General features: G+C 70.7%; 19 protein-coding genes. 6 read left to right on the plus strand and 13 right to left on the minus strand.

The features are described 5' to 3' along the window. Positions 1-3 precede the first annotated feature (3 nt). The 3 genes from HEP85_RS10205 to HEP85_RS10215 all read right to left on the minus strand — a co-directional run bounded on the left by HEP85_RS10205 (position 4) and on the right by HEP85_RS10215 (position 2829). A complete protein-coding gene (locus HEP85_RS10205; RefSeq protein WP_168533499.1) occupies positions 4-477 on the minus strand; it encodes a GNAT family N-acetyltransferase in 474 nt (157 codons plus the stop codon). 90 nt (positions 478-567) lie between these two features. Continuing rightward, positions 568-1176, minus strand: coding sequence for a DUF1349 domain-containing protein (locus HEP85_RS10210; RefSeq protein WP_168527495.1), 609 nt, complete (start codon positions 1174-1176; stop codon positions 568-570). Positions 1177-1299: 123 nt separating this feature from the next. Then, positions 1300-2829, minus strand: a complete 1530-nt coding sequence (locus HEP85_RS10215) for an aldehyde dehydrogenase (NADP(+)) (protein WP_329286939.1) — start codon at positions 2827-2829, stop codon at positions 1300-1302. A gap of 131 nt (positions 2830-2960) precedes the next feature. On the opposite strand from HEP85_RS10215, the gene HEP85_RS10220 reads away from it, so the two are divergent. From HEP85_RS10220 to HEP85_RS10230, 3 genes are all read left to right on the plus strand, one after another. Then, on the plus strand, positions 2961-3734 hold the full coding sequence (locus tag HEP85_RS10220; RefSeq protein ID WP_081223720.1) for an IclR family transcriptional regulator: 774 nt from the start codon (positions 2961-2963) through the stop codon (positions 3732-3734). A 3-nt stretch (positions 3735-3737) separates the two neighbouring features. Further along, positions 3738-4211 (plus strand): GNAT family N-acetyltransferase, encoded by a 474-nt coding sequence (locus HEP85_RS10225; RefSeq protein ID WP_168527497.1) that lies wholly within the window; start codon positions 3738-3740, stop codon positions 4209-4211. Positions 4212-4290: 79 nt separating this feature from the next. Beyond that, the gene (locus HEP85_RS10230; RefSeq protein WP_168527498.1) at positions 4291-5742 is read left to right on the plus strand and encodes a penicillin-binding protein 2; all 1452 of its coding nucleotides are present in this window, start codon (positions 4291-4293) and stop codon (positions 5740-5742) included. A gap of 58 nt (positions 5743-5800) precedes the next feature. Here the strand turns inward: HEP85_RS10230 and HEP85_RS10235 are convergent, their stop codons facing one another. Together HEP85_RS10235 and HEP85_RS10240 are read right to left on the minus strand one after the other, a co-directional pair. After that, on the minus strand, positions 5801-7252 hold the full coding sequence (locus HEP85_RS10235) for an NCS2 family permease (protein ID WP_168527499.1): 1452 nt from the start codon (positions 7250-7252) through the stop codon (positions 5801-5803). Positions 7253-7770: 518 nt separating this feature from the next. Beyond that, positions 7771-8565 (minus strand): HAD family acid phosphatase, encoded by a 795-nt coding sequence (locus HEP85_RS10240; protein WP_168527500.1) that lies wholly within the window; start codon positions 8563-8565, stop codon positions 7771-7773. A 233-nt stretch (positions 8566-8798) separates the two neighbouring features. Here HEP85_RS10240 and HEP85_RS10245 point away from each other — a divergent pair, with 233 nt between their 5' ends. Genes HEP85_RS10245 through HEP85_RS10255 form a run of 3 tightly spaced genes read left to right on the plus strand, consistent with a single transcriptional unit; the run spans position 8799 to position 13889 of the window. Then, complete coding sequence (locus HEP85_RS10245) at positions 8799-9173, plus strand: hypothetical protein (protein WP_168527501.1); 375 nt, start codon at positions 8799-8801, stop codon at positions 9171-9173. After that, positions 9163-13443 carry a DUF6531 domain-containing protein gene (locus tag HEP85_RS10250; RefSeq protein WP_211117903.1) on the plus strand — a complete coding sequence of 1427 codons (4281 nt, stop codon included), beginning with the start codon at positions 9163-9165 and terminating at the stop codon, positions 13441-13443. The genes HEP85_RS10245 and HEP85_RS10250 overlap by 11 nt, the downstream gene beginning before the upstream one ends. Beyond that, positions 13440-13889, plus strand: coding sequence for a hypothetical protein (locus HEP85_RS10255; protein ID WP_168527502.1), 450 nt, complete (start codon positions 13440-13442; stop codon positions 13887-13889). The genes HEP85_RS10250 and HEP85_RS10255 overlap by 4 nt, the downstream gene beginning before the upstream one ends. A 19-nt stretch (positions 13890-13908) precedes the next feature. On the opposite strand, the gene HEP85_RS10260 is transcribed toward HEP85_RS10255, so the two are convergent. The 8 genes from HEP85_RS10260 to HEP85_RS10295 form a co-directional block, all read right to left on the minus strand. Continuing rightward, positions 13909-15006: a pectinesterase family protein gene (locus tag HEP85_RS10260; protein ID WP_168527503.1), complete on the minus strand. Its 1098-nt coding sequence runs from the start codon at positions 15004-15006 to the stop codon at positions 13909-13911. Between the two features lie 2 nt (positions 15007-15008). Continuing rightward, the gene (locus tag HEP85_RS10265; protein WP_168527504.1) at positions 15009-16325 is read right to left on the minus strand and encodes a polysaccharide lyase family 1 protein; all 1317 of its coding nucleotides are present in this window, start codon (positions 16323-16325) and stop codon (positions 15009-15011) included. A gap of 255 nt (positions 16326-16580) precedes the next feature. Beyond that, a complete protein-coding gene (locus HEP85_RS10270) occupies positions 16581-17918 on the minus strand; it encodes a sugar ABC transporter substrate-binding protein (RefSeq protein WP_168527505.1) in 1338 nt (445 codons plus the stop codon). A gap of 172 nt (positions 17919-18090) precedes the next feature. Continuing rightward, on the minus strand, positions 18091-19659 hold the full coding sequence (locus HEP85_RS10275) for a glycoside hydrolase 43 family protein (protein ID WP_168527506.1): 1569 nt from the start codon (positions 19657-19659) through the stop codon (positions 18091-18093). Beyond that, positions 19659-20513 carry a PmoA family protein gene (locus HEP85_RS10280; RefSeq protein WP_168527507.1) on the minus strand — a complete coding sequence of 285 codons (855 nt, stop codon included), beginning with the start codon at positions 20511-20513 and terminating at the stop codon, positions 19659-19661. The genes HEP85_RS10275 and HEP85_RS10280 overlap by 1 nt, the downstream gene beginning before the upstream one ends. Next, on the minus strand, positions 20510-21697 hold the full coding sequence (locus HEP85_RS10285) for a Gfo/Idh/MocA family protein (RefSeq protein ID WP_248001884.1): 1188 nt from the start codon (positions 21695-21697) through the stop codon (positions 20510-20512). Before HEP85_RS10285 ends, HEP85_RS10280 begins: the two co-directional genes overlap by 4 nt. A 5-nt stretch (positions 21698-21702) precedes the next feature. Next, positions 21703-22605: a carbohydrate ABC transporter permease gene (locus tag HEP85_RS10290; RefSeq protein ID WP_168527509.1), complete on the minus strand. Its 903-nt coding sequence runs from the start codon at positions 22603-22605 to the stop codon at positions 21703-21705. Beyond that, on the minus strand, positions 22602-23537 hold the full coding sequence (locus HEP85_RS10295; protein WP_168527510.1) for a carbohydrate ABC transporter permease: 936 nt from the start codon (positions 23535-23537) through the stop codon (positions 22602-22604). Before HEP85_RS10295 ends, HEP85_RS10290 begins: the two co-directional genes overlap by 4 nt. Between the last annotated feature and the right edge of the window lie 86 nt (positions 23538-23623).

The following is a 23623-nucleotide window of genomic DNA, read 5'->3' on the forward strand; positions in this document are numbered from 1 at the left end:
GGTTCATTCCCCGGGGACGGTGTACCGCAGGAAGAGGTGGTGATCACCCTCGGCCGGCGGGTTCTCCGGGTCCGGCACCCAGCCCTGGCGGGCGTAGAAGGCCTGCGCGCGTTCGTTGTCGACGTGCACGTCGAGCGTGGCCGTCCGCTTCCCGTCGGCCTGCCACTCCTCGACACAGGCCGTGTGCAGGGAGGTGCCGATGCCGTCGCGCCAGCGGTCGGGGGCGACGTGGAACTGGAAGAGCTTCACGGAGTCGGCGGGCGCGCCCTCGTCCGTACGGAAGGAGGCGATGCCCACGAGTCGCCCGTCGCGCACCGCGCACAGGACATGGGTGTCCGGGCGCTCGATGGCGCCGCGCCAGAGCGCCGGCCAGTCGAGTCCGTCCTCGGGCAGGCCGTCCGGGTAGTAGGTGGCGCGGGCGCGGACATGCAGGTCGGCGATGGCGGCGGCCTCGCCCGCCAGCGCGGTCCTGATCACGAGGGAGCCGACGGTGCGGTGCGTTCTGATCACGTAGCGGAGGACGTGGCGGTGGGGGTTCCGGTTCCGGTCCGGCCGAACCGGCTGCGGTCAGCTGCCGTCCCTCAGGTCCTGGGGCCAGTGCGGGCGGAACTCGATGCCGTCGTACGTGACCACGCACCCCTCCCCCATCGGGGACTGCGTCATGAAGCCGACCAGCGCGTCGGACGTCTCCTTCTCGTCGCCCAGCGTGAAGAGCCGGATGAAGGTCCAGTTCGTTCCGTTGCGGGAGGCGTGGAAGGCGAAGGCGCGGCCGGTCCTGCTGATCCGCAGCCAGACGGAACTCCCCTCCACCGTGAAGGAGTTGGCGTCGTCGGAATGGCCCCGGGTGACCACGGTGCAGACGGTGGGCACGTCCGGGGAGTACTCCAGGCACAGCTTCGCCCAGGCGCGCTCCCCCACGTGGACGTAGAGCACGCCCGCGTCGAAGGAGGCACCGAAGCCGACCGTGACCCGGGCGATCAGCTGGAAGTCCCCCTCGGGGGCGCCGAGCAGCCGGGGCGCGTCCGAGGCGGGGTCCAGGGCCTCGCCGGTGGGCGGCACGAAACGGTCCTGGCGACCGCCTGCCCAGCCCGCGAGCACCCCGTCCTCGTAGGACCAGTGTCCGTCCGGGCCGTACGTGCGCAGGGAGAAGGGGAGTTCAGGAAGTTCCAGGTCCATCCGCCAAGTCTCCCAGGTCCACCGCGGCGCGCTCGCGCCGGGCGCGGGCGGCCGCGCGACCGGCCGGGGCCGGCCCACGGCCCACCGGCGGCCGCGGGCCCGAGGGCGCCTCCCGCCGAGCTCTCAGCGCTCCAGCCGCCCGTTGAACCGACGCGGCAGGTCCAACGGGTTGTCGTCCCGCAGTTCGGCGGGCAACAGCGCCTCGGGAGCGCCCTGATAGGCCACCGGCCGCAGCCACCGCTCGATCGCCGTACCGCCGACGGAGGTCGACGTGGACGTCGTCGCGGGATACGGGCCACCGTGGTGCTGGGCCGGGGCGACGGCGACGCCCGTCGGCCAGCCGTTGACCACGACCCGCCCCGCGAGCGGCGTCAGCTCGGCGAGGATCTCGGCGCCGCGCCCCTCGCCGGCCGCCTCCTCGGCGGAGAGCTGCACGGTGGCGGTGAGGTTGCCGGGTAGACGGGCGAGGACCGCGCCGGCCTCGGACTCGTCCTCGTAGCGGACGATCACCGTGAGCGGGCCGAAGCACTCCTCCAGGAGCAGGTCGTGCTCACCGGCGGTCGCGAGCTTCCGCGCGGGCACGGTCAGGAAGCCGGGGCTCACCGTGTGCTCACCGCCCGCGCCGGGCGTCACCGGGGCCTCCACGCCGGGGAGTCCGGCGCGCTCGGCGACCCCGGCGACGAAGTTGTCGCGCATACGGTGGTCGAGGAGGACACCGGCGTCGGTGTCGCTGACGGCGTCCGTGAGCGACTTGAGCAGACGGTCGCCGGCCGCGCTCGCCGGGGCCAGCACCAGGCCCGGCTTCACACAGAACTGGCCGACGCCCAGCGTCATCGAGCCCGCGAGTCCGGCACCGATCGCCTCGGCGCGCTCGGCCGCCGCGGCCTCGGTGACGACGACGGGGTTCAGGGAGCCGAGTTCGCCGTGGAACGGGATCGGCACGGGGCGCGCGGCCGCCGCGTCGAAGAGTGCCCGGCCGCCACGGACGGACCCGGTGAAACCGGCCGCCGTGACCAGCGGGTGCCTGACGAGTTCGACGCCCGCCTCGAAGCCGTGCACCAGGCCGACGACACCCGCCGGGATGCCGTGCCGGCCGGCGGCCCGGCGCAGGACGGCCGCGACCAGCTCGGAGAGTGCCGGGTGGTCGGGGTGCGCCTTGACCACGACCGGGCAGCCGGCCGCCAGCGCGCTCGCGGTGTCGCCGCCGGCGACCGAGAAGGCGAAGGGGAAGTTCGAGGCCGAGTAGACGGCGACGACGCCCAGCGGCACCTTGTAGCGGCGCAGGTCCGGGATCGGCGGGGTCGCCGTGTCGTCGGGGTGGTTGATCACGACGTCGAGGAACGCGCCCTCGTCGACGATGTCCCCGAAGGCCCGCAACTGGTAGCAGGTGCGGGCGAGTTCGCCGGTGAGCCGGACCGGGCCGAGCGCGGTCTCCGCGTCGGCGGCCTCGACGAGGTGGTCCTTGGCCCCTTCGAGCAGGTCCGCGGCGGTACGCAGGAAGGCCGCGCGCGCGGTGCGGTCCACGAGGGCTCCCCGGGCGGCGTGCGCGGCGCGGACGGTCTCGTCGACCTCCTGGGCTGTGGCCTCCACCGCAACCTGCTCGCGCTGCTTCCCGGTACGGGGGTCGACACTCCAGACTGGTGCTGCTGCCACCGGGGGTCCCTCCAGATGTGATGCCGCGGTTCTTGTGTCACCGACCAGCGGCGTTCGATATACTGAACGCTGTCTCTGATGGTGAATATGATGCGGAGACTATTTCCCGTCCAACGAGGGGGTCAAGGGCGATGTCGGCAGGCGAGACAGGCGGCGGAGCGCAGGTCAAGTCCGCGGTACGGACCGTGGAATTGCTCGAGTACTTCGCGGGCCGGCCCGGAATGCACTCCCTGGCCGCGGTCCAGGAGGCCGTCGGTTATCCGAAGTCCAGCCTGTACATGCTGCTGCGCACCCTCGTGGAGCTCGGCTGGGTGGAGACGGACGCGACGGGCACGCGGTACGGCATCGGGGTACGCGCCCTGCTGGTCGGTACCTCGTACATCGACGGCGACGAGGTGGTGGCCGCGGCCCGGCCCACCCTGGACCGGCTGTCGGACGACACGACCGAGACCATCCACCTGGCACGCCTGGACGGTACGAACGTCGTCTATCTGGCCACCCGCCAGTCCCAGCACTATCTGCGCCCCTTCACCCGGGTGGGCCGCCGCCTCCCGGCGCACTCGACCTCGCTGGGCAAGGCGCTGCTCGCCACCCACACCGACGAGCAGGTCCGCAAGATGCTCCCGGAGACGCTCCCCGCCCTCACCGAGCACACGATCACCGACCGGGAGAAGCTCATCGAGGAGCTGCGCCAGGTACGGGAGCAGGGCTTCGCCGTGGACCGCGAGGAGAACACGCTGGGGCTGCGCTGCTTCGGCGTCGCGATCCCGTACCGCACCCCGGCCCGTGACGCGATCAGCTGCTCGGTGCCGGTCGCCCGGCTCACCCCCGCGCACGAGCAGATGGTGAAGGACGCGCTGTTCGACGCCCGCGACCGGCTGACGCTCGCCACCCGGAGGCTCTGAACCATGGAGATCGCTCTCCGCCCGGTCCACGACAGCGACCTGCCGGTCTTCTACCGGCAGCTGAACGACCCGGAGTCCCTGCGGATGGCCGCGTTCACCCCCAGGGACCCGGCCGACCGGGACGCGTTCGACGCCCACTGGAAGCGTGTCCGCGCCTCGCCCGGCACGCTGACGCGCACGGTCCTCGCGGACGGCGACGTCGTGGGCAGCGCCGCGGTGTACGGGGAGCCCGGCGAGCGCGAGGTCACGTACTGGATCGACCGGGCCTACTGGGGCCGCGGCATCGCGACGGCCGCGCTGCGGGGCCTGCTGGCCGAGGTGCCCGAGCGCCCGCTGTACGCGCGGGCGGCGGCCGACAACCCCGGGTCGCGGCGGGTCCTGGAGAAGTGCGGGTTCCAGCTCACCGCGAAGGCGCGGGGGTACGCGCACGCGCGCGGCGAGGAGACGGACGAGGTCGTTCTCACCCTGGCGCGCTGACCAGGCCCTCATGAACGGCGCATGAGAAATGCGGGCGAAGGGAACGATCCACCCCCGTCCGCTCGTCCTTCTGAGCGGGATGAACAAGACGATCAGGCGTGCCGCCGTCTTCACCCTGCTGCTCGTGCTCTCCCTGCTGATCAGGGCGACCTGGGTGCAGTTCTACGACGGCAGGGCACTCGCGGACGACAAGAACAACCGGCGCAACGCGATCGAGCAGTACGCGAACCCGCTCGGGAACATCATCGTGGCCGGCGACGCGATCACCGGCTCCACGCAGACGAAGGGCAGCGACCTCAGGTACAAGCGCACGTACACCGACGGCAGCCTGTACGCGGCCGTCACGGGCTACAGCTCGCAGGTGTTCGGGGCGACCCAGCTGGAGGGCATCTACCGGAACCTGCTGGACGGCACGGACGACCAGCTCAAGAACCCTCTCGACACGGTCACCGGCAAGCGCTCCGATCCGGGTGACGTGGTCACGACGATCGACCCGGCCGTGCAGAAGGCGGCGTACGAGGCGCTCGGCGACAAGAAGGGCGGGGCCGTCGCCATCGACCCCACGACCGGCAGGATCCTCGCCGCCGTCTCCACCCCGTCGTACGACCCCTCGCTGCTGAGCAGCGGCGACTCCGCCGCCTGGAAGAGGCTGACGAAGGACGCGGACAAGCCGATGACCAACCGGGCGCTGCGCCAGCCGCTGCCCCCGGGGTCGACGTTCAAGCTGGTCGTCGCCGCGGCCGCGCTGGAGGACGGGCTGTACCCGGACGTGGACACGCGGACAGAGAGCCCGAACCCGTACACGCTGCCGAACACGACGACCGTCCTGAAGAACGAGAGCGCCTCCGCGCCCTGTGCGAACGCCCCGATCCGGGTCGCGCTGCAGTACTCCTGCAACAACGTCTTCGCGAAGATGGCCGTCGACCTCGGCCAGGACAAGCTGAGGGCGATGGCCGAGAAGTTCGGCTTCAACGACACCTCGCAGGACGTGCCGGTACGGGCGTACCCGAGTGTCTATCCCTCGGACATGGACAAGTCGTCCACGGCGCTGACGGGCATCGGCCAGTACGACGTCACCGCCACCCCGCTCCAGATGGCCATGGTGTCGGCGGCTCTTGCCAACGGGGGCAAGCTGGTCTCGCCGCACATGGTGGCGCAGACCAGTGACGCCGGCGGCAATGTGGTGAGGAACTACGACGACCCTACGGAGACCAAGGAGATCGTCAGTCCGTCGACCGCCGGACAGCTCCGGTCCGCGATGCGCACGGTCGTCGAGGAGGGCACGGGCACGAACGCCCGGATCCCCGGCGCGACGGTGGGCGGCAAGACGGGAACGGCCCAGCACGGCGAGAACAACAGCAAGACGCCCTACGCCTGGTTCACGTCGTACGCGAAGTCCGACTCGAACGGCAAGGAGGTCGCCGTCGCGGTCATGGTCGAGCAGTCCGACGCGGCGCGCTCCGAGGTCAGCGGCAACGGCCTGGCGGCCCCGGTGGCCAGGGCGATGATGCAGGCGGCCCTCAAGGGCTGAGGCGCCTCGCACGACCCGGGGCCGCCCCGCACCCCGGGGCGGCCCTTCTCCCCTGCCGTCACTTGACGCCGAACAGCTGCCTCACCGGATCGATCGCGAAGTACACGAGGAACAGCGCCGACACGGCCCACAGCAGCCAGTGGACCTCACGGAGCTTGCCGAGCACCGCCTTGATCACGACGTAGGCGACGAAACCCGCGCCGATGCCGTTGGTGATCGAGTAGGAGAAAGGCATCGCGGCGATCGTGAGGAACGCGGGAATCGCGATCTCGTAGTCGTCCCATTCGATGTGCTTGACCTGCGTCATCATCAGGAAGCCGACCGCGACGAGGGCGGGGGCCGCCGCCTGGAGCGGGACGATGGTGAGCAGCGGGGTCAGGAACAGGGCGAGAGCGAACATGCCGCCCGTGACCAGGTTCGAGAAGCCGGTCCGCGAGCCCTCGCCGACCCCTGCCGCGGACTCGATGTACGCGGTGTTGGACGAGGCGGAGGCCGCGCCGCCCGCGACCGCCGCGGCACCGTCGATGAACAGCACCCGGCCGATGCCCGGCACCTTGCCCTCGTCGTCGAGCAGTCCGGCCTCGGCGCTGATGCCGACGATCGTGCCCATGGCGTCGAAGAAGTCCGAGAGGATGAGGGTGAAGATCAGCAGGACGACCGTCAGGGCGCCGGTCTCGCCGAAGCCGCCGAACAGGCTGAAGTGACCGACGAGGCCGAAGTCCGGGGCGGCGACCACGTCGGAGGGGAGCTTCGGCGTGGTCAGGCCCCAGCTCTTGATGTCGGCGGCCGAGTTGATGATCACGGCGAGCACCGTTGTCGTCACGATGCTGATCAGGATGGCGCCCTTCACCTTGCGCGCCATCAGTCCGATGGTGAGCAGCACACCGAGACAGAAGACCAGGACGGGCCAGCCGGTCAGCGAGCCCGTCGCGCCCAGCTGCACGGGCACGGTGGTGTTCGCGACGTCCGGGATGCGGCTGACGAAGCCGGCGTCCACGAAGCCGATGAAGGCGATGAACAGCCCGATGCCGACGCCGATGGCGTGCTTGAGCTGTTGCGGGATGGCGTTCATGACCGCTTCGCGCAGCCCGGTGAGGACCAGCACGCAGATGATCACGCCTTCGATGACCACCAGGCCCATGGCGTCGGGCCAGCTCATCAGCGGGGCGATCTGGAAGGCGACGACGGCGTTCAGACCGAGGCCCGCCGCGATCGCGAGCGGCAGGTTGCCGCCCACCCCCATGATGACGGTCATCACCGCGGCCACCAGGGCCGTGGCCGTGACGAGTTGGCCGCTGTCGAGGTGGTGGCCGAACTTGTCCTTGGCGCTGCCGAGAATGATCGGATTCAGGACAAGGATGTAGGCCATCGTGAAGAACGTGGCGAAACCGCCGCGTATCTCCCGCCCGAACGTGGAACCCCGTTCGGAGATCTTGAAAAACCGGTCGACGCTGTTCGCCGCCGGTGGCACGGAACTTGGCGGCGCTGCCACCTTCTGCGATTCGGACATGGCGATACTCCTCGTAACCTGCGTGGCGGGTGTGCGGATGCTGGCTGGATTGTTCCCGCGTTGAACCGCGTTCAGGTGTTCCCTGTGTTACGGAATCCGGTGCGGCCCGCCACACGCCGTTCGAGGCCCTGCCGGAACGCCCCCGCGGCCACGCATCGCGTCACATGGGGACACCGATTCCCCATGGGTGACGGACGGGGACCGTATACGCGGCCAGGCGTCCCGCCGCGGGCGCGCGCCACGGACCAACGGCCCCGTGCCAGGCGGCCGGGGGTGGCTCGGCAGCACGGATTCGCGCCGCGGAACAACCGCCCGCTCGTTTTCTTCGTCCTCTCCAGTGCGTGGAGGAAGGACACCGGTCGACGGCTCCACGGGTCCGGCCCCGCCGAACCCGGTGCGTTGTCCGGCCCCATGGATCTGCTGGCCTGAGCCCCCCTCGGAGCCAGTCAGAGGAACGCCCCCGCCGGTGACGACCGGCGGGGGCGTTCGCCTTGTCCCACAGGGACGGTGAGAGCATGTCAGCTGACGAAGTACGTCGGGTTCGGCAGCTTGTAGGTCTTGTCCGCGTAGCCGCCGTCGAGGTCCGAGTACTGGTCGCCGAAGTTGGCGACGATGTCGTACCCGAGGGACTCGATGTGCTTACGGGTGCCGGCCTTGTACTGCACGGTGGTGCAGTTCCAGGCGGCGGCCGTGGCGCAGGAGCTCAGGTACGCGGGCGGGTTGGCGGCGTCCTTGAGGAACATGTGGGCGGCGTCGAGGTTGACGTCGGCGCCGACCTTCCTGAGGTTCGTGACCGCGTCGACGCGCTGCGACTCCTTCAGGCCCGAGTTGTAGAAGACCTCGACGCCCTTGGACTTGGCGTACGCGACGAGCTCGGGGGTGCCGAAGACGGCCGGACGGTCGGCCTGGGCCACGTACGACGTCCACGTGGCGCCGTTGTACGTGTAGTTGGTCTTCTTCTCGTAGTCCAGCGAGAGCAGCAGCGTGTCGTCGATGTCGAAGACGACCGCCGGCTTCTCGCCCCGGTGCCTCGCCTTGTGCGCCGCCTTGTCGATGTGTCGCTCGGCGTCCGACTCCAGGCGCGCCAGGTCCTTGGCGTACTGGCTGGTGCTGGAGGCCTGGTACACGCCGTTGCTGTCGAGCGTGGTGCCGTAGTAGGTGTCGATGTCCTTGACCAACACCCCGATGTTGTAGGGCTCGTGGGTCGAGTTCGCCGTCGACTGCCCGGCGGTGGCGACACCGGTGCCGTAGAGGGCGGCGCCGGCGACGGCACAGGCGGCACCGATGGCCGCAGCTCTGAGGGACTTCCGCATGGGTTCTCCGGATCTGGGTGAGTTGGTTAACCGGCCGTTCCGCACCAGGCCACCGACTGTCTACGCGCATCACCCACGACACGCGAGAGCCTTTATCCGATCGATATCTCACTCACGGACGGCACTCGCGCCGACTCATGACCCACGTATGACATGTCCTTGACCGTCCCTTGAACCGGTTCTCCTAGGGTCGGAACGCATATGCGAACGGTGCGTCAGACGGGGGGAGCCGCATGGGTGAGGGCAACGGCGACGGCATGGTCCTGCACATCCGCACCGCCGATCTGAAGCGAGCGGCGCCCGACTTCCAGGAAGGGGCGAAGAACCTCAGCAAAGCGCTCACCACTCTCGTCACCACCCTGGACGGTCTGGGCAAGCCCTGGGGCGACGACGAGCAGGGCACCGAGTTCGGTGACTCCTACTCACCCCTGCAGAAGAAGATCGAGAGCGCCGCGGGCACGCTCGTACTCGGCCTGGTGAGCATCCACGAGGCCATGGACGACCTGGCCGACGGACACGCGGACAACGACCAGTTGATCGCCGGGATGTTCACCGAGGTGAAGGTCACGGGCAAGGACCAGCAGAGCGACGGTGCCGGTGAGCGTTGAGGACGAGGCCAAGAAGATCCTGCTGAAGCTGGGACTGTGGTGGCCGGACGCCAACTCCGGTTCCCTGCGGTCCGCGGCGACCGCGTGGCGTACCTTCGCCGACGCGGTCGACGACGTACGGGGGCCGGTGCACACGAGCGCCTCCTCCCTCATCCACCACAACACCGGTGAATCGATAGACGCGTTCGCGAAGTTCTGGGACCGCTATGCCAAGGGCAAGGACGCCGGCTGGCTGAGCGACCTGGCCGGGTCCGCACGGGCGATGGCGACGGCGCTGGACAAGTTCGCGGACGCGATCGACGACGCCATCAACAAGCTCTGGACGCAGATCGGCATCGACGCCGCGGTGATCGCGGGCGGGGTGGCACTCGCCTTCTTCACCGCGGGCCTCGCCTCCGGAGCCGCCGTCGCGGCGGCGGACGCCATCATCGAGTTCGGCGCCACCATGGGCGTCGCCGTGTCCACCACCGTCGCCGAGATAGCGGCGGGCACCCTGGTCGCTGCCTCCTTCGGCGGGATCGAGTCGGTCACCGTCGATCTCGCCGTCGCCCAGCCTCTGAAGATGGTCACCGGACTGCAGCAGGGCTTCAGCCTGGACGAGGTCAACCAGGCCGCCAAGGACGGCATGATCTTCGGCGGCGCGCTGGGCGCGGGCAGCGGCGTGCTCAAGGCGGGGGTGGAGGGCGCGTTCAGCGACACCACTCCCTTACTGCTGCGGCCGCCGTCGCTCCGCCCCGACCTCGTCGAGCTCGGACCGGCCGCGCGTACCGCCGACCGCACACCCTGCGTCGGCGAGCCGATCGACGTGGCGACGGGCGCCATGCTGATGACCCAGACCGACCTGACCCTGCCCGCCTCCCTCCCCCTCCTCTTCCAGCGCACCCATCTGTCCTCCTACCGTGGCGGTGTCTGCTTCGGCCCCACCTGGACGTCGACCCTCGACGAGTGCGTGCAGATCGACGGCGAGGGTGTCGTCTTCGCGGCGGCGGACGGCATGCGGCTCGTCTATCCCGTACCGGAGCCGGACGTGGCGACGCTCCCGGTGAAGGGCGCGCGCTGGCCCCTGCGCTGGGACGGCAAACCGGACGGCGTCATGACGATCACCGACCCCCGCTCCGGCGTCGTGCGCACCTTCAGCACCCCCTTCTCCTCGGGCTCCTTCGGTGTCGTCCATCTGCCGCTGGACTCCTGGAGCGACCGCAACGGCGCGCGGATCGACGTCGAACGCGACGAGGAGGGCGTGCCGTTCGGCATCCGCCACTCCGGTGGCTACTACCTGGCCGTCGACACCCGGGGCCCCCGCGTCACCGCCCTGCGTCTGCTCGACGAACCGCCCTCCCGCTACGGCCCCGACGGCCCGGTGGGCGACGGCACGCTCGTCATGCGGTACGGCTACGACCCGTCCGGCAACCTCACCGAGGTGATCGACTCCAGCGGTGAACCGCTGCGGTTCACCTACGACGACCAGGGCCGGATGACGCGGTGGACCGACCGCAACGGGACCTGGTTCTCGTACGTCTACGACGAGCGCGGGCGGGTCGTCCGCACCGAGGGTGTCGACGGCATCCTGTCCGGCACGCTGACGTACGACGACGCCGCCTCCACGACGACGTACACCGATTCCCTCGGCCACGTCTCCGGCCATCGGTTCAACTCCGAGGGCCTGGTCGTCGAGGAGACGGACCCGCTGGGGCACGTCACCCGCACGGAGTGGGACGAGTGGGGTGCGGGGCCCCGCTCGGTCACCGATCCGCTGGGCCGTACGACCCGGTACGCCTACGACGGCGCCGGGAATCTCACCGGGCTCACGCTTCCGGACGGGTCGGTGGCCGGGGCCGTCCACGACGCGCACGGCCTGCCGACGGAGGTCCTCGAACCGGGTGGGGCGATCTGGCGGCACACCTACGACGAGCGCGGCAACCTGCTGGCGACCACCGACCCGGCCGGCGCCGAGACCCGGTACACATACGACGAGTCGGGCCGTCGGACGTCCGTCACGGACGCGCTCGGCCACACCCGCACGACGGCCCACGACGCGGCCGGGCTGCCCGTCGCCCTCACCGACGAACTGGGTCACACGACGTCCGTGCGCCGGGACTCCTTCGGCCGCGTCGTCGAGGTGACCGATCCACTGGGCCACACCACGCGCATGGGCTGGACGACCGAGGGCAGGCCTGCCTGGCGCGAACAAGCGGACGGCACGCGGGAGTCGTGGACCTGGGATGCCGAGGGCAACCTCCTCGCCCATACCGATACCGCGGGGAACACGACTCACCGCACCACCGGTCACTTCGACGTTGCCGCCGCCCGGACCGACCCGGACGGTGCGGCTCACACGTTCACCTACGACACCGAGCTACGGCTGACCGGCGTCACCAACCCGCAGGGGCTGACCTGGTCGTACACCTACGACGCGGCCGGCCGCCCGACGGCGGAGACCGACTTCGACGGTCGTACCCTCACCTACACGCACGACGCCGCGGGCGGTCTGCTGTCCCGCACCAACGGCGCCGGGGAGACGTTGAGCTTCACCCGGGACGCACTCGGCCGGGTGACGGAGCAGGCAGACGACACGGGCACCGTCACGAGGTACACGTACGGTCCGGACGGTCACCTCGCGCACACCGCCAACGCGGATGCCGACCTCACCGTAGAGCGCGACGCGCTCGGCCGTGTTCTCGCCGAAACCGTCAACGGCCGCACGACCACGCACGCCTACGACGCTCTCGGACGGCGTACCCGGCGCCGCACCCCGAGCGGCGTCACTTCGCGATGGACGTACGACCCCGCCGGGCGACCGGCCGAGCTCCGGGTCGCGGACGGGGAGCTGCGGTTCGCCTACGACGCGGCCGGACGCGAGACACGTCGCCTCATCGGCACGGACACAGCCCTCTCCCAGAGCTGGGACGCGAGCGACCGCCTCACCACCCAGTCGCTGACGACACGGGGCGCCGTGGAGGCGGACCTCCTGCTCCAGCACCGCGCCTACGCCTACCGAGCCGACGGCTACGTCACCGAGGTCCGCGAACTCACCACCGGCACCCGCCGCTACGACCTCGATGTCATGGGGCGGGTCACGGGCGTGCGCGGTCACGGATGGACCGAGACCTATGCGTACGACGCGTCGGGCAACCTCACCCACGCCTCGGCGCCGGCCCACGACGCGACCGGCGACCACGTGTCCGAAGGGACCCTCGTCCGCCGCTCCGGCCGCACCTCGTACGCGTACGACGAGCAGGGCCGCCTGGTACGCAGGGTCCGCAAGCTGCTCAACGGGCAGCAGCGCGTCTGGACGTTCGCCTGGAACGCCGAGGACCGTCTCACCGAGGCCACCACACCGGACGGCGAGCGCTGGCGCTACGCCTACGATCCGCTCGGTCGCCGCATGTCCAAGTACCGTCTCGGCGACGACGGCACAGAGGCCGATCGCACGGACTTCACCTGGGACGACACCCGTCTCGCCGAACAGCGAGCCGCTGACGGCAGGGTCGCCACCTGGGACTACGCACCCGGCACACACCGTCCGCTCGCCCAGACCACGCACAGACCCGCGGAGATTGCCCCGGGCGCCTCGTTCCTCGCCCGGCTCGCCGAGGACACGACGGCCGACCGCACCGTCCGCTTCCACGCCGTCGTCACGGACTCGGTCGGTACCCCGGCCGAACTCGTCTCCACCGACGGCGACGTGGCCTGGCAGCGCCGTACCACCCTCTGGGGAACCCGATATCCCGCCCCCACGGACGACCGTGAGTCCGTGGACTGCCCGCTCCGGTTCCCGGGCCAGTACGCGGACCCCGAAACCGGCCTGCACCACAACTTCCACCGGTACTACGACCCGGAGACCGCGCGGTATGTCTCGTCCGACCCGCTCGGTCTGGACGCCGGCCCGAACCCGTACTGGTACGGCCCGCATCCGCTGACCTGGATCGACCCCTACGGGCTGGCGCTCTGCCGCACCGCTCCGAGGATGGAGGACGGTAACCCCAAGGAGGGCTGGCAGCACATCGACGAACGTCACATCGCGGGTACCGCGAACGGCGGCCACGGCGATCTCCTGCCTCCGTCGACCACACGCGCCCAGGTGGAGAAGGCCGCGGAGACGATGATCGAGAAGGGCACGCGGGTCTCCGATCCCGCGCGCCGGATGCAGACCTATGAGAAGAGGATGATCGTGAACGGAATGCGGGCCCGGTACCGCCTGGTCGTCGACTCGGACGACGGGAACCGCATCATCACCTTCTTCCCGGTAGGAAAGAGCTACACCCCGTGATCACTGTGCGGTTCACCGTCAGGCCCGGTCAGGGCGACCCCAGTGGCTTCGACCTGGGTGACATGTCCGTCGCCGGGGATCTGGGTACGGCCGACTCGGCGGGCCGTACCCCCGACCGGGGCATGATGATCTACCTCTCGGTGACACAGCTGCTGGACAGCCTCCCCGCGCTTCTGCGCGGCAGTGCCAGAACGCTCGCCTTCACCGGTGTCGACACCTCGTTCGGCCTCTCCTTCCGACGGAACAAGGACGGGGTCTCCGTCTCCTCCGAGGACGGCGTCATCGCCCGCACGACGCCGGACGAACTCGCCTCGGCGGTTCTGGGCGCGGCCGAAGCGCTGGCCCTCACCCTGCCCACCGGGGATCCGGCCGCGTCCGACTACGCGGACGCCCTGGCGGCATTTCGTCCGCTCGTGTCACGGCACGGTCCCGGCGGCGGTCATTGATGTGGAGAGAGACGAACCGTCACGGGCACCAGTCGCCGAGGTACGCCTCACGGGTCGCCGACTCGGCCTCCGCGGGGCTCAGTTGGGGCCGGTTCGGCGGGACGCTGATCACCGCCCCGGGTCCGGAGTTGCGGTACTCGGCGAACCGCTGGCTCTGCCACGGGTAGGTGTCCGACATGTTGGCGTAGGGCACGACCGCGTCGATCCCGGCGGTGAGCCGGGTGTCGCGGACGGTGAGCATGGGCCGGGCGGTGGTGTCCGAGCCGGGCACCCAGGGGCGGGCCAGCTTGTAGTACGCGTCCGGGGCCTCGCTGCTGACCCGGCCATGGGTGACCAGGTAGCCGCGCGGGTCGGCGCGCGCGGTGGAGGGGGCGAAGACGAAGCCGTACGGGGCCCCGGCCAGGTCCGTACGGCTCAGGGCGCGGAAGTGGCAGCGCTCGAAGACGGCGGTCGCCCGGCCGAAGACGAAGTCCACGTCACCCTCGACGTAACAGCCGCGGTAGTACTGCCGGGCGAAGGTGCCCAGCGCCATGGAGTCGGCGTACAGCGTGTCCTGGTGCCCCAGGAACCGGCACCCCACGAAGGCCGAACGGTCGCCCTGCACCTTGACGGCGACCGCCTGGGTGCCGGTGATCCCGGGGTGGTCGGCGCGCAGCCAGTCGTTGGCGAAGGTGATCCGGCGGGCGGTGAAGCCGTCGGCCTGCACGGTCGTGGTGGCCGACCCGGTCGTGCCGTAGGTGCCGCCGCCGGGCTTCGGTGTGCCGGCCGCGTTGTCGTACACGACGACGACGTCCCGCGGGTCCCCGGAGGCGCCGATCCAGGTCATCTCCGTACGGTCGGCGCCGACGGCCACCGTCTCGCGGTAGGTGCCCGGGGCGAGGACCAGCGTGTATCCGCTCCCGCCCGCCGCGTCCACGGCGGCCTGGACGGTGGTGTGGTCGCCGCGCCCGCCCGGATGCACGTACAGGGTGCGGGCGGTGAGGCGGGCGGAGGGCGAACCGTAGCGTCCGAACGGTGACCGGGTCGCCGCGCGGGCGGGTGCCGCGAGCGCCGGAGCCAGTACGGCCCCGACGCCCGCGGCGACGAACGTCCTTCTGCTGAACGGGACTTCGGCCATGGTCAGCAGACCTTGCCGGCGCCCGCGCGGTGGTCCACGATCCCCGGCACCGCCCTCGGCGGATCGACCCGGGTCCGCAGGGCCGGTGTCCAGCCGGCGCCGGACTGCAGCGTCTCGGACGGGATCTCCGCGTTGTGCACGGCGATCAGGTCCGTCGCCACCCCGTTGACGTAGTTGTCTCTGGCGGTGAGCGGCGCCTCCTTCCACTTCTTCAGGACGGTCGCCGCGCTGATCCCGCCGGGGAGGGTGAACGCGTTGTGCTCGGCGACGAGTTGGGACTCCATGCCGATGCCGTAGCTGTAGGAGAAGCCGTCGCCCGCGACGAAGTGGTTGTTGTACGAGTCCACCTGGCCGAAGCGGACGCGCGGCGCGCGCTCGACCAGGTTCGAGAAGAGGTTGTGGTGGAAGGTCACCTTGAGGTGGCCCCGGTCGACCGCGGCCGTGGAGGCGCTGTCGCTGTTGCCGACCAGGATCGTCTTGTCGTGGTCGGTGAACACGTTCCAGGAGGCGGTCACGTAGTCCGCGCCCTTGACGATGTCCAGCTCGCCGTCGTGCTGCTCGTAGATCCGGCCGAAGTACGAGGGCAGCGAGCTGTCGGGGTGGTCCCCGTCGGTGAAGGTGTTGTGGTCCAGCCAGACGTGGGTGGATCCGTAGACCACCGCGCTGTCGTACTCGGAGTTCCAGTTGCCGACGGCCGTGTCCGTCGGGTCCCACTGCGGGAAACAGTCCAGCGGGCTCTCGAAGGTGAGGTTGCGGACGATGACGTTGTCCACGGCCTCGATCTGGAGGCTGGCGCCCTTGAAGCCCGCGTTCCTGCCGACGCCGATGAGGGTGGTGTCCGCGGGGATGTCCACCTTGATGGCGGTGGCCTGGCGGGCGGCGGAGGCGCGGCGCAGGCCTTCGGGGCTGTCGTCGGGCTCGGCTTCCAGGTTGGTGCCGTAACCCCAGTTCTCCGGCGCGTACTTCCGCAGATAGGCGTCGAAGTCGTAGCCCGGCACGGCGAAGGAGTCGCAGCCCTCGGCGGCGGCGTCGATCACGCCCTTCACCCTGATGATCCTCGGAGCGGTGGAGCCGTCGTTCAGCGCGGCCTTGAACTCGGCCCAGTTGGTGACGGTGTGGACGTGCGCGGCGTCGGCGGCGGCACCTCCGGTGGTGCCGGTGGTGGCGGAGCCCCAGCCGTCGCCGGCGGGGAGGGTCTGGCGGCCGGGGTCGCGGGGCCGCGTCTGGGCCTGGGCGGTGGTGCCGGTGGCGGCCAGGACGAGGGCGGTACATCCGGCCAGCGCGGTAATGGCGCGTGCATGACATTGGTTGATGATCACGGTGCGGCTCTCACTTTCCGGTGGGAGGAGGGGGGCGGGAGGGGCAAAAGGGCCGTACGGGGAATCCGCGCGGACCCGTCGTGGCCGTGGGCCGCGGGACAACCCGTGCAGGGCAGTCCCGCGCCCCCGGACCGGCCCCGCACGGACCGCCCGGCGCGGCGACCCGCCGAGCGGACCGGTGCGGCGGACCGGCGGAACGATCGGCGCGGCGAACCGGCGAACCGGCGGAGCGATCGGCGCGGCGGACCGGCCGAACTAGTGATGCGCCTTCCAGTCCGCCTGCGCCTTGTTGAGCTGGTCGGCCAGCGTGTCCAGGAAGTCCTTCGCGCTCATCTTCCCGAGCAGCAGCTTCTGGAAGTTGGGTTCGTTGTCGGCCTTGGAGATGGTGTTCCAGTCGGGCAGGTAGTACGGCAGCTGCACGATCTTGGTGTCGGCGCCGTTGAGCGCCTCCGCGGCCAGCTTGGTCGGCTCGGCCTGCTGGATCCAGGCGTCCTTCGCGGCGTCGGTGTTCGCCGGGACCTGGCCCGCGGACTCGTTGAACTTGGAGTTCTCCGCGGCCGAGACCGCGAACTCGATGAACTTCCAGGCCGCCGACTTGTTCTTGCCGGACTTGAACAGGCTCAGCCCGTCGACCGGGTTGGACACCTGCACCCGCGTGCCGTCGTCCTGCGTGGGGTTCGGGATGCCCCTGAACTTCCCCGCGCCCAACGCCTTCAGGTGGTCCTGGTAGGAGCCGAGGTTGTGGCTCAGCATGCCGATGCTGCCGCTGTCCCACTGGGCGACCATCTTGGCGAAGTCGTTGTTGACGTCGGCGGACGGGGTGTCCTTCTTGTACAGGGCGATGTACTTCTCCAGGGCCGCCACGTTCTTCGGGTCGTTGACGGTGGTCTTGTCCCCGTTCCAGAACGAGGTGAGGCCCGTCTGGCCGTACACCGCGTCCAGGGCCGGGGCGATGGCCCCCTCGCCGCCTCGGATGGTGAAGCCGAACCGGTTCCCGCCCTTGTCGGTGAGCTTGTCGGCGGCCTCGTAGAACTTCGCCCAGGTGGTCGGCGCGTCCAGGCCGGCCGACTTGAAGAGGTCGGTGCGGTACCACAGCGTGCCGTTGTTCGCGGAGGTCGGCACCTGGTAGAGCTTGCCCGCGCCGCCGGCGGCCCGGCTGACGTCGAGCAGATTCTGGCTCAGCCTGCCCTTCAGCGGGCTCTTCTCCAGGCGGCTGTCCAGTGGGTCCAGCGCGCCCTGGACGGCGACCTCGGCGAGCATCGCGGTACCCACACCGCCGACGTCGGGCAGACCGCCGCCCTGGATGGCGGTGTCGTACTTCGACTGGGCGCTCGCCGCGGGAATGCCCACGTAGTCGACCTTGATGTCCGGGTACTTCTTCTCGAAGTCCGCGATGATCTGCTTCCAGATGTCGGTGCGGACACCGCCGTTGTTGTCCCAGAAGGTGATCTCGCCCTTGCCCGAGCCCTCGTCGCCCTTGTCCCCCGCCGCCCCGCTGCCGTTGTCGCCGCAGGCGGTGGCGGTGAGCGCGAGCACGGAACCCAGGGCGACGGCCAGCGCGGAACGCCTGGTTCTGTGGATGCTGATCTTCATTGGTCGGCTCTCTTCTTCTGGTTCCAACAGGGTTGCGGGGTCTGGTCGGTCACGGTCCGCCGGTGCGGGCGGCACCGGCTCCGGATGTCCGGTACGCGGTAACAGAAAGCGCTTGCTCAGGAGATGCGGCACTGCGGCTCCCAACAGGCTCACGGGTGGCGGTGGATGACCCTCAGGGGGTCGCGGCGATGCGGAACTGCGTGAACGAGGCCGCTCCGGCGTGTCCCGCGCCGGCGGGGGCGAGCGCGAAGAGCCCGAGCAGGGCGCCGACCCAGCGCCAGGGGGTGGCCGCGAAGACCTGGCCGGAGGCCACCCGGCCGCCGCCGACGTCGTACGAGAAACGGCAGCGCGCCCCCGCGCCGGTCTCGATCCACAGCCGGGCCCGGCCCTCGGGTGCCTCCCGGGAGGCGGCGGCGTCGCGTTCCCTCGCCCACTGCCCCGGAGTCCTGGCGGGCGCCCCGGCCACGACGGACTCGGCGAACCGGTGCACGAGCCGCACCGACCCGTCGGGGTGACGCTGGAGCCCGATCCAGCTGAACGCGTCCCCGAGCACGGCGAGTCCCGCCCGCGCGCCGGGTTCCTCGCTGTCGAGCCGCAGCTCCACCTCGGCCGTGGCGGCGATCCCGGGCAGCCGCTGGGTCAAGACGTGCGGCAGCCTGCGCAGATCGTCCGCGTCCGCCGTCCGTACGCAGGTCAGCCGCAGCCCGTCGGAGGAGTGCTGGGTCGCCCACCCCGCCTGCGGGTTGGCGGTCCACTGCCACTGCCGCCCGAACCGGCCGCCCGGGAAGTCGTCGTCGGTGGCGGGTGCCGAGGGCGGCTGCCGCGGCAGATCGGGCTTCCGGTGCACGGCGACGGGGGCGCCCTCGTCGCCGAGCACGGGCCAGCCGTCCGGCCCGTCCCAGCGCATCGGCTGGAGGTGCACGACCCTCCCGTACGGGCCGCGGTGCTGGAAGTGCGCGAACCAGTCCTCGCCGGCCGCCGTGCGCACCCAGCCGCCCTGGTGCGGGCCGTTGACCGCGGTCTTCCCCTGCTCCAGCACCACCCGCTCCTCGTACGGGCCGAAGAAGCCGCGCGAGCGGAAGACGCCCTGCCAGCCGGTCTCCACTCCCCCGGCGGGCGCGAAGATCCAGAACCAGCCGTCGTGCCGGTAGGCCTTGGGCCCTTCGAGGGTGAACCAGCCGGGGATCCGGTCCGCGTCGATGATCACCTCGCCCTCGTCGAGCAGTCCGGTGCCGTCGGGGCGCATCCGGTGCCCGGTGAGCCGGTTCTTCACGCCCGAACGGGATCTGGCCCAGGCGTGCACGAGGTAGGCCTCGCCGGTCTCCTCGTCCCACAGCGGGCAGGCGTCGATCAGCCCCTTGCCCTCCTTGACCAGGTGCGGCCGGGTCCAAGGGCCGCGGATCTCGGGGGCGTTGACCTGGAAGACGCCGTGGTCGGGGTCGCCCCAGAAGATCCAGAAGCGGTCGTCGTGGTGCCGCAGGGACGGCGCCCACACCCCGCAGTCGTGCCGGGGCACGCTGAACTCCCGCACTGGTTCGAGGCGTTGCAGGGCGTGGCCGACGAGCGTCCAGTTGACCAGGTCGCGGGAGTGCAGCAGCGGCAGGCCCGGCACCCGGCCGAAGCTGGAGGCGGTGAGGTAGAAGTCGTCCCCGACACGGAGCAGATCGGGGTCGGACCAGTCGGCGTCGAGAACGGGGTTGCGGTAGGTGCCGTCGCCCAGGTCGGAGGAGGGAAGGGCCATCAGGGGCTCACCGCCCCGCGGACGAGCGCGGCGGCCTCGCCCCGGTCGAGGGTGCCGTCCGCGACGACGGTCACGACCCGCCGTACGACGGTGTCCCCCGCCCCGACGGGCAGCCGCTCGGTGTGCGCGAGGCAGGAACCGACGCCCGGGTACTCGGCGGTGCGCACGAACCACGGGTCGCGGCGGGTCCGTTCGGTGGCCCCGGCGAAGACCAGGGTCCAGCGGGCGCCCGCGAGTGCCAGCCAGTCGGCGCGGGTGCCGTGCACCGCCTCCACGCCCTCGGTGTCGGCGGTGAAGACACGCGGCGCCCCGGGCTCCTTGCGGGCCCGCCAGAAGAAGCCGCCGTAGGCCGCGCCGGGCCGCCCGTTGGTGGCCGGGCTGCCGATGGAGAGGGACTTCGCGGTCGTGTTCGTGAGCGAGAAGGTGAAGTCCAGCGCCCAGGCGGAGTCGGTGAGCCGGGTCGCGGTGACGGTCCGGCGCTCACGCAGCAGTTCACTGCCCGCGGCCACCCAGCGCAGCTCCTCCACGAAGCCGTCCGGGTCGCTCAGCTGGAAGCCGGCGTGCCGCTGGGCGCCGTGGTTGGCGAGCTCGGTGGGCCCCTGGTCGCGTACATAGGTGCGCCCGCCCCAGAAGTTGTGCCCCTCGACGTCGGGAACGGCGACACCGACGCCGAGGTGATGGAGGTGGTCGGCGGGGCTGAACTCGGTGACCGCCGTGCCGGCCAGGGTGGTGACCGGGTGGAGATACGGACGAGGAGAGAGCCGGGGGGACAGCTCGGGGCGGGTGTGGTACCGGCCGACCGGACGGCCCGCGACGCGCAGGACCGGCGACTCGTGGTGGGGCGCGGTGTTCATCCGGCGCTCACCTCGTTCGGGGGCGCCCAGGAGGCGCCCAGCTCGGAGTAGAGGGCGAGGGTGTCGGCCGCCGCCGCGACGAGTCCGTCGATGCCGCGCACGATCCGGCGGTTCCCCGCGGCGACCGTCTCCCAAGCCTCCGCGGGCAGCGCGGCCGGGTCGGGCGCCCGCCGGATCGCCTCGACGACCTTCATGAAGGCGCCCGTCGAATCCGGTGGAACCAGCAGCTCGTCGCCGTCGGTCAGATGAGCGACCAGGTTCTCCAACAGGTCCGTGCGGCCGTACTCGATCTCCTCCGGGCCGTGCCCCGACCGCTGTACGAGTACGCGGTCGAGCTTGTACCAGAACGTGATCCGGCCGCCGCTCCCGTGCACCAGGACGTACGGCTCACCGGGCCGCTCGGCGCAGAGCGTGGCGGCGACGGCGACCCTGCCCCGGGGGGTGGTGACACGTACGCAGGAGGTGTCGTCGGACTCGATGTCGTTGGCGCGCAGCAGCTCGGTCTCGATCGCGGCGACGTCCTCGGCACGGGTGGCCCCGTGCAGCGCGAGGGCGGTGACGACGGCGTGCGCGAGGGGGTTGGTGAGGGCCCCGTCGATCACGTCCACGCCGTTCAGGCGGCGCTTGCCCGCCCACGCCGCCCTGCGGTAGTAGGCCTCGTCGCGCGCCCAGGCACCCGCCGCGCCGATCCCGGTGACCGTGCCGAGCACACCCGCCGCGATCATCTCCCGGATCGCCGGCAGGGCGTGCGAGCCGAGCGACTGGAAGCCGATCTGGCAGGCGACCCCGGCCGCCGCGACGCCGTCGGCCATCCGGCGGAACTCGGCGTACGAGGGCGCGGGCGGCTTCTCCAGCAGGAGGTGCACGCCCCTGGCGGCGGCGACGAGCGCCAGGTCGGTGTGGGTCGGGATGGGCGTGCAGATCACCGCGATCGCGGCGGCGGTGGAGTCGAGCAGGGACCCGAAGTCGGCGGACTGCTCGGGAGGCCGGCCCCCGAAGTCCTCGAAGTCGCCGAATGTCTCCGTGAGTTCGGCCGGCGTGAGGGGGTTCGGCTCGCAGATGCCCGCCAGCCGTACGAGCCCCTTGTCCTGGAGCCGGCGGATGTTGCGCAGGTGCCAGCGGCCGTGGCCGCGCGCCCCCGCGAGGACGACCGGCAGCGGGAGTTGCCCGCCCGGCGTGTTCATCCCGCTCATCCCTTCACCGCCCCCGCGCTGAAGCCGGTGATCAGCCACTTCTGGATGAAGGCGAACACGATGACGACGGGGACGGCGGCGATGATGCCGCCCGCGGCCAGCGCCCCGAGGTCGACGCTGTCGGCGCTCATCAGGGTGTTGAGGCCGACCGGGATCGTCTGCTTGCTCTGGTCGCTGAGGAACATCAGGGCGAACAGGAAGTGGTTCCATGCGTGCACGAAGGCGAAGGAGCCGACCGCGATCAACCCCGGGCGCAGCAGCGGGAGTACGACGATCCGGAAGGAGGTGAAGCGGCCGCAGCCGTCGACCCAGGCGGCCTCTTCCAGGGAGTACGGCACGTTCCTGATGAACCCGCTGATGAGGATCATCGACAGCGGCAGCTGGAACACCGTCTCGGCGATGACGACGCTGCCCAGCGAGTTGATCATCTGGAGCTTGGCGAAGATCTGGAACAGCGGCACCAGCAGCAGTGCGCCCGGCACGAACTGGGAGCACAGCAGGGCCAGCATGAAGCCGCGTTTGATCCTGAAGTCGAAGCGGGCCAGGGCATATCCGCCGGCCAGGGCGACCACGGTCGTCATGACGAGCGTGGCGACGGCGATGAGCACGCTGTTCTGGAAGTAGGTCCCGAAACTGCGCTCGGTCCACACCTTGTCGAAGTGCTCGAAGGTCATGGGCCACGGCACCAGCGAGGTGGAGCCGGCCGGGCGGAGCGCGAAGAGCAGGATCCAGTAGAAGGGGATCAGGGTGAAGAGCAGATAGACGCCGAGCGGGAGGTAGATGTGCCACCGCGGGACCTCGTCCCAGGCACGGCGCCTCGCGCCCGGACGCTGCCGGGGTTCCTCGGCGGCGGGGGCCGGTGCCGCGGGGGCGCCGACGGTGACGTCCTCGGTGATCACTTGTCCCCGCCTCCGAACTTGCTCAGCCGCAGATAGACGATCGAGCAGAAGAGCAGAATCACGAACGCGACCGTGGTGAGGGCGGACGCGTAGCCGAAATTGTGCGCGTCGACACTGGTGTTGGCGATGTAGAGCGGAAGGGTGGTCGTCTCGCCCGCGGGTCCGCCACCGGTCAGGGTGTAGAGCAGGTCGACGTTGTTGAACTCCCAGACCGCGCGCAGCAGGGTGGACAGGACGATGGCGTCCTTCAGGTGCGGCAGGGTGATGTGCAGGAACTGCCGGAAGCGGCTCGCGCCGTCCACCTCGGCGGCCTCGTACAGGTCCTTGGAGACGGACTGGAGGTCCGCGAGGATGAGGATCGCGAAGAAGGGCACTCCGCGCCACAGGTCGGCGACGACGGCCGCCGGGAAGACGGTGGCGGTGTCCGACAGCCAGCTGGTCCCGTACTGGCCGATACCCGCGTCCGCGAGGTAACGGGTGATGCCGGTCTGGGAGTTGTAGAGCAGTACCCAGATCGCGGAGGTCAGCACCCCGGAGACGGCCCACGGCGAGAAGACCAGCGCCCGGCCGACCGCGCGGCCCACGAAGGTCTGGTTGACGATCAGTGCCAGCGCCAGACCGAACAGCAGTTGCAGACCGACCTCGACGACGACCCACTGGGCGCTGAAGGTCAGCGTGTCCCAGAACTGGGGGTCGGCGGTGAAGGCGTGCACGAAGTTGTCGAAGCCCGCGAACCCGTTGCGCCACGGCTTGGTGGGGTTGTAGTTCTGCAGGCTGTAGTAGAAGACGCTGATGACCGGGTAGGCGATGAAGCCCAGCATCAGCAGCCCCGCGGGGGCGATCAGCAGATACGGGAGCCTGCGGGGCGTCGCCGAGCCGCGGCGCCGCCGGAGCGGCGCGGGCTGTTTCGCCACGGCTGCGGCTTGGGCCATGACTGTTCTCCGTTCTTGCGGGTGCCGTGGAACGCTTGCTTGCGGGTGCCGTGGAACGCTTGCTGCCGGTGTCGGTGCCGGTGGGA

Origin of the sequence: Streptomyces sp. RPA4-2 (assembly GCF_012273515.2) — a bacterium.
Taxonomy (GTDB): Bacteria; Actinomycetota; Actinomycetes; order Streptomycetales; family Streptomycetaceae; genus Streptomyces; species Streptomyces kaempferi.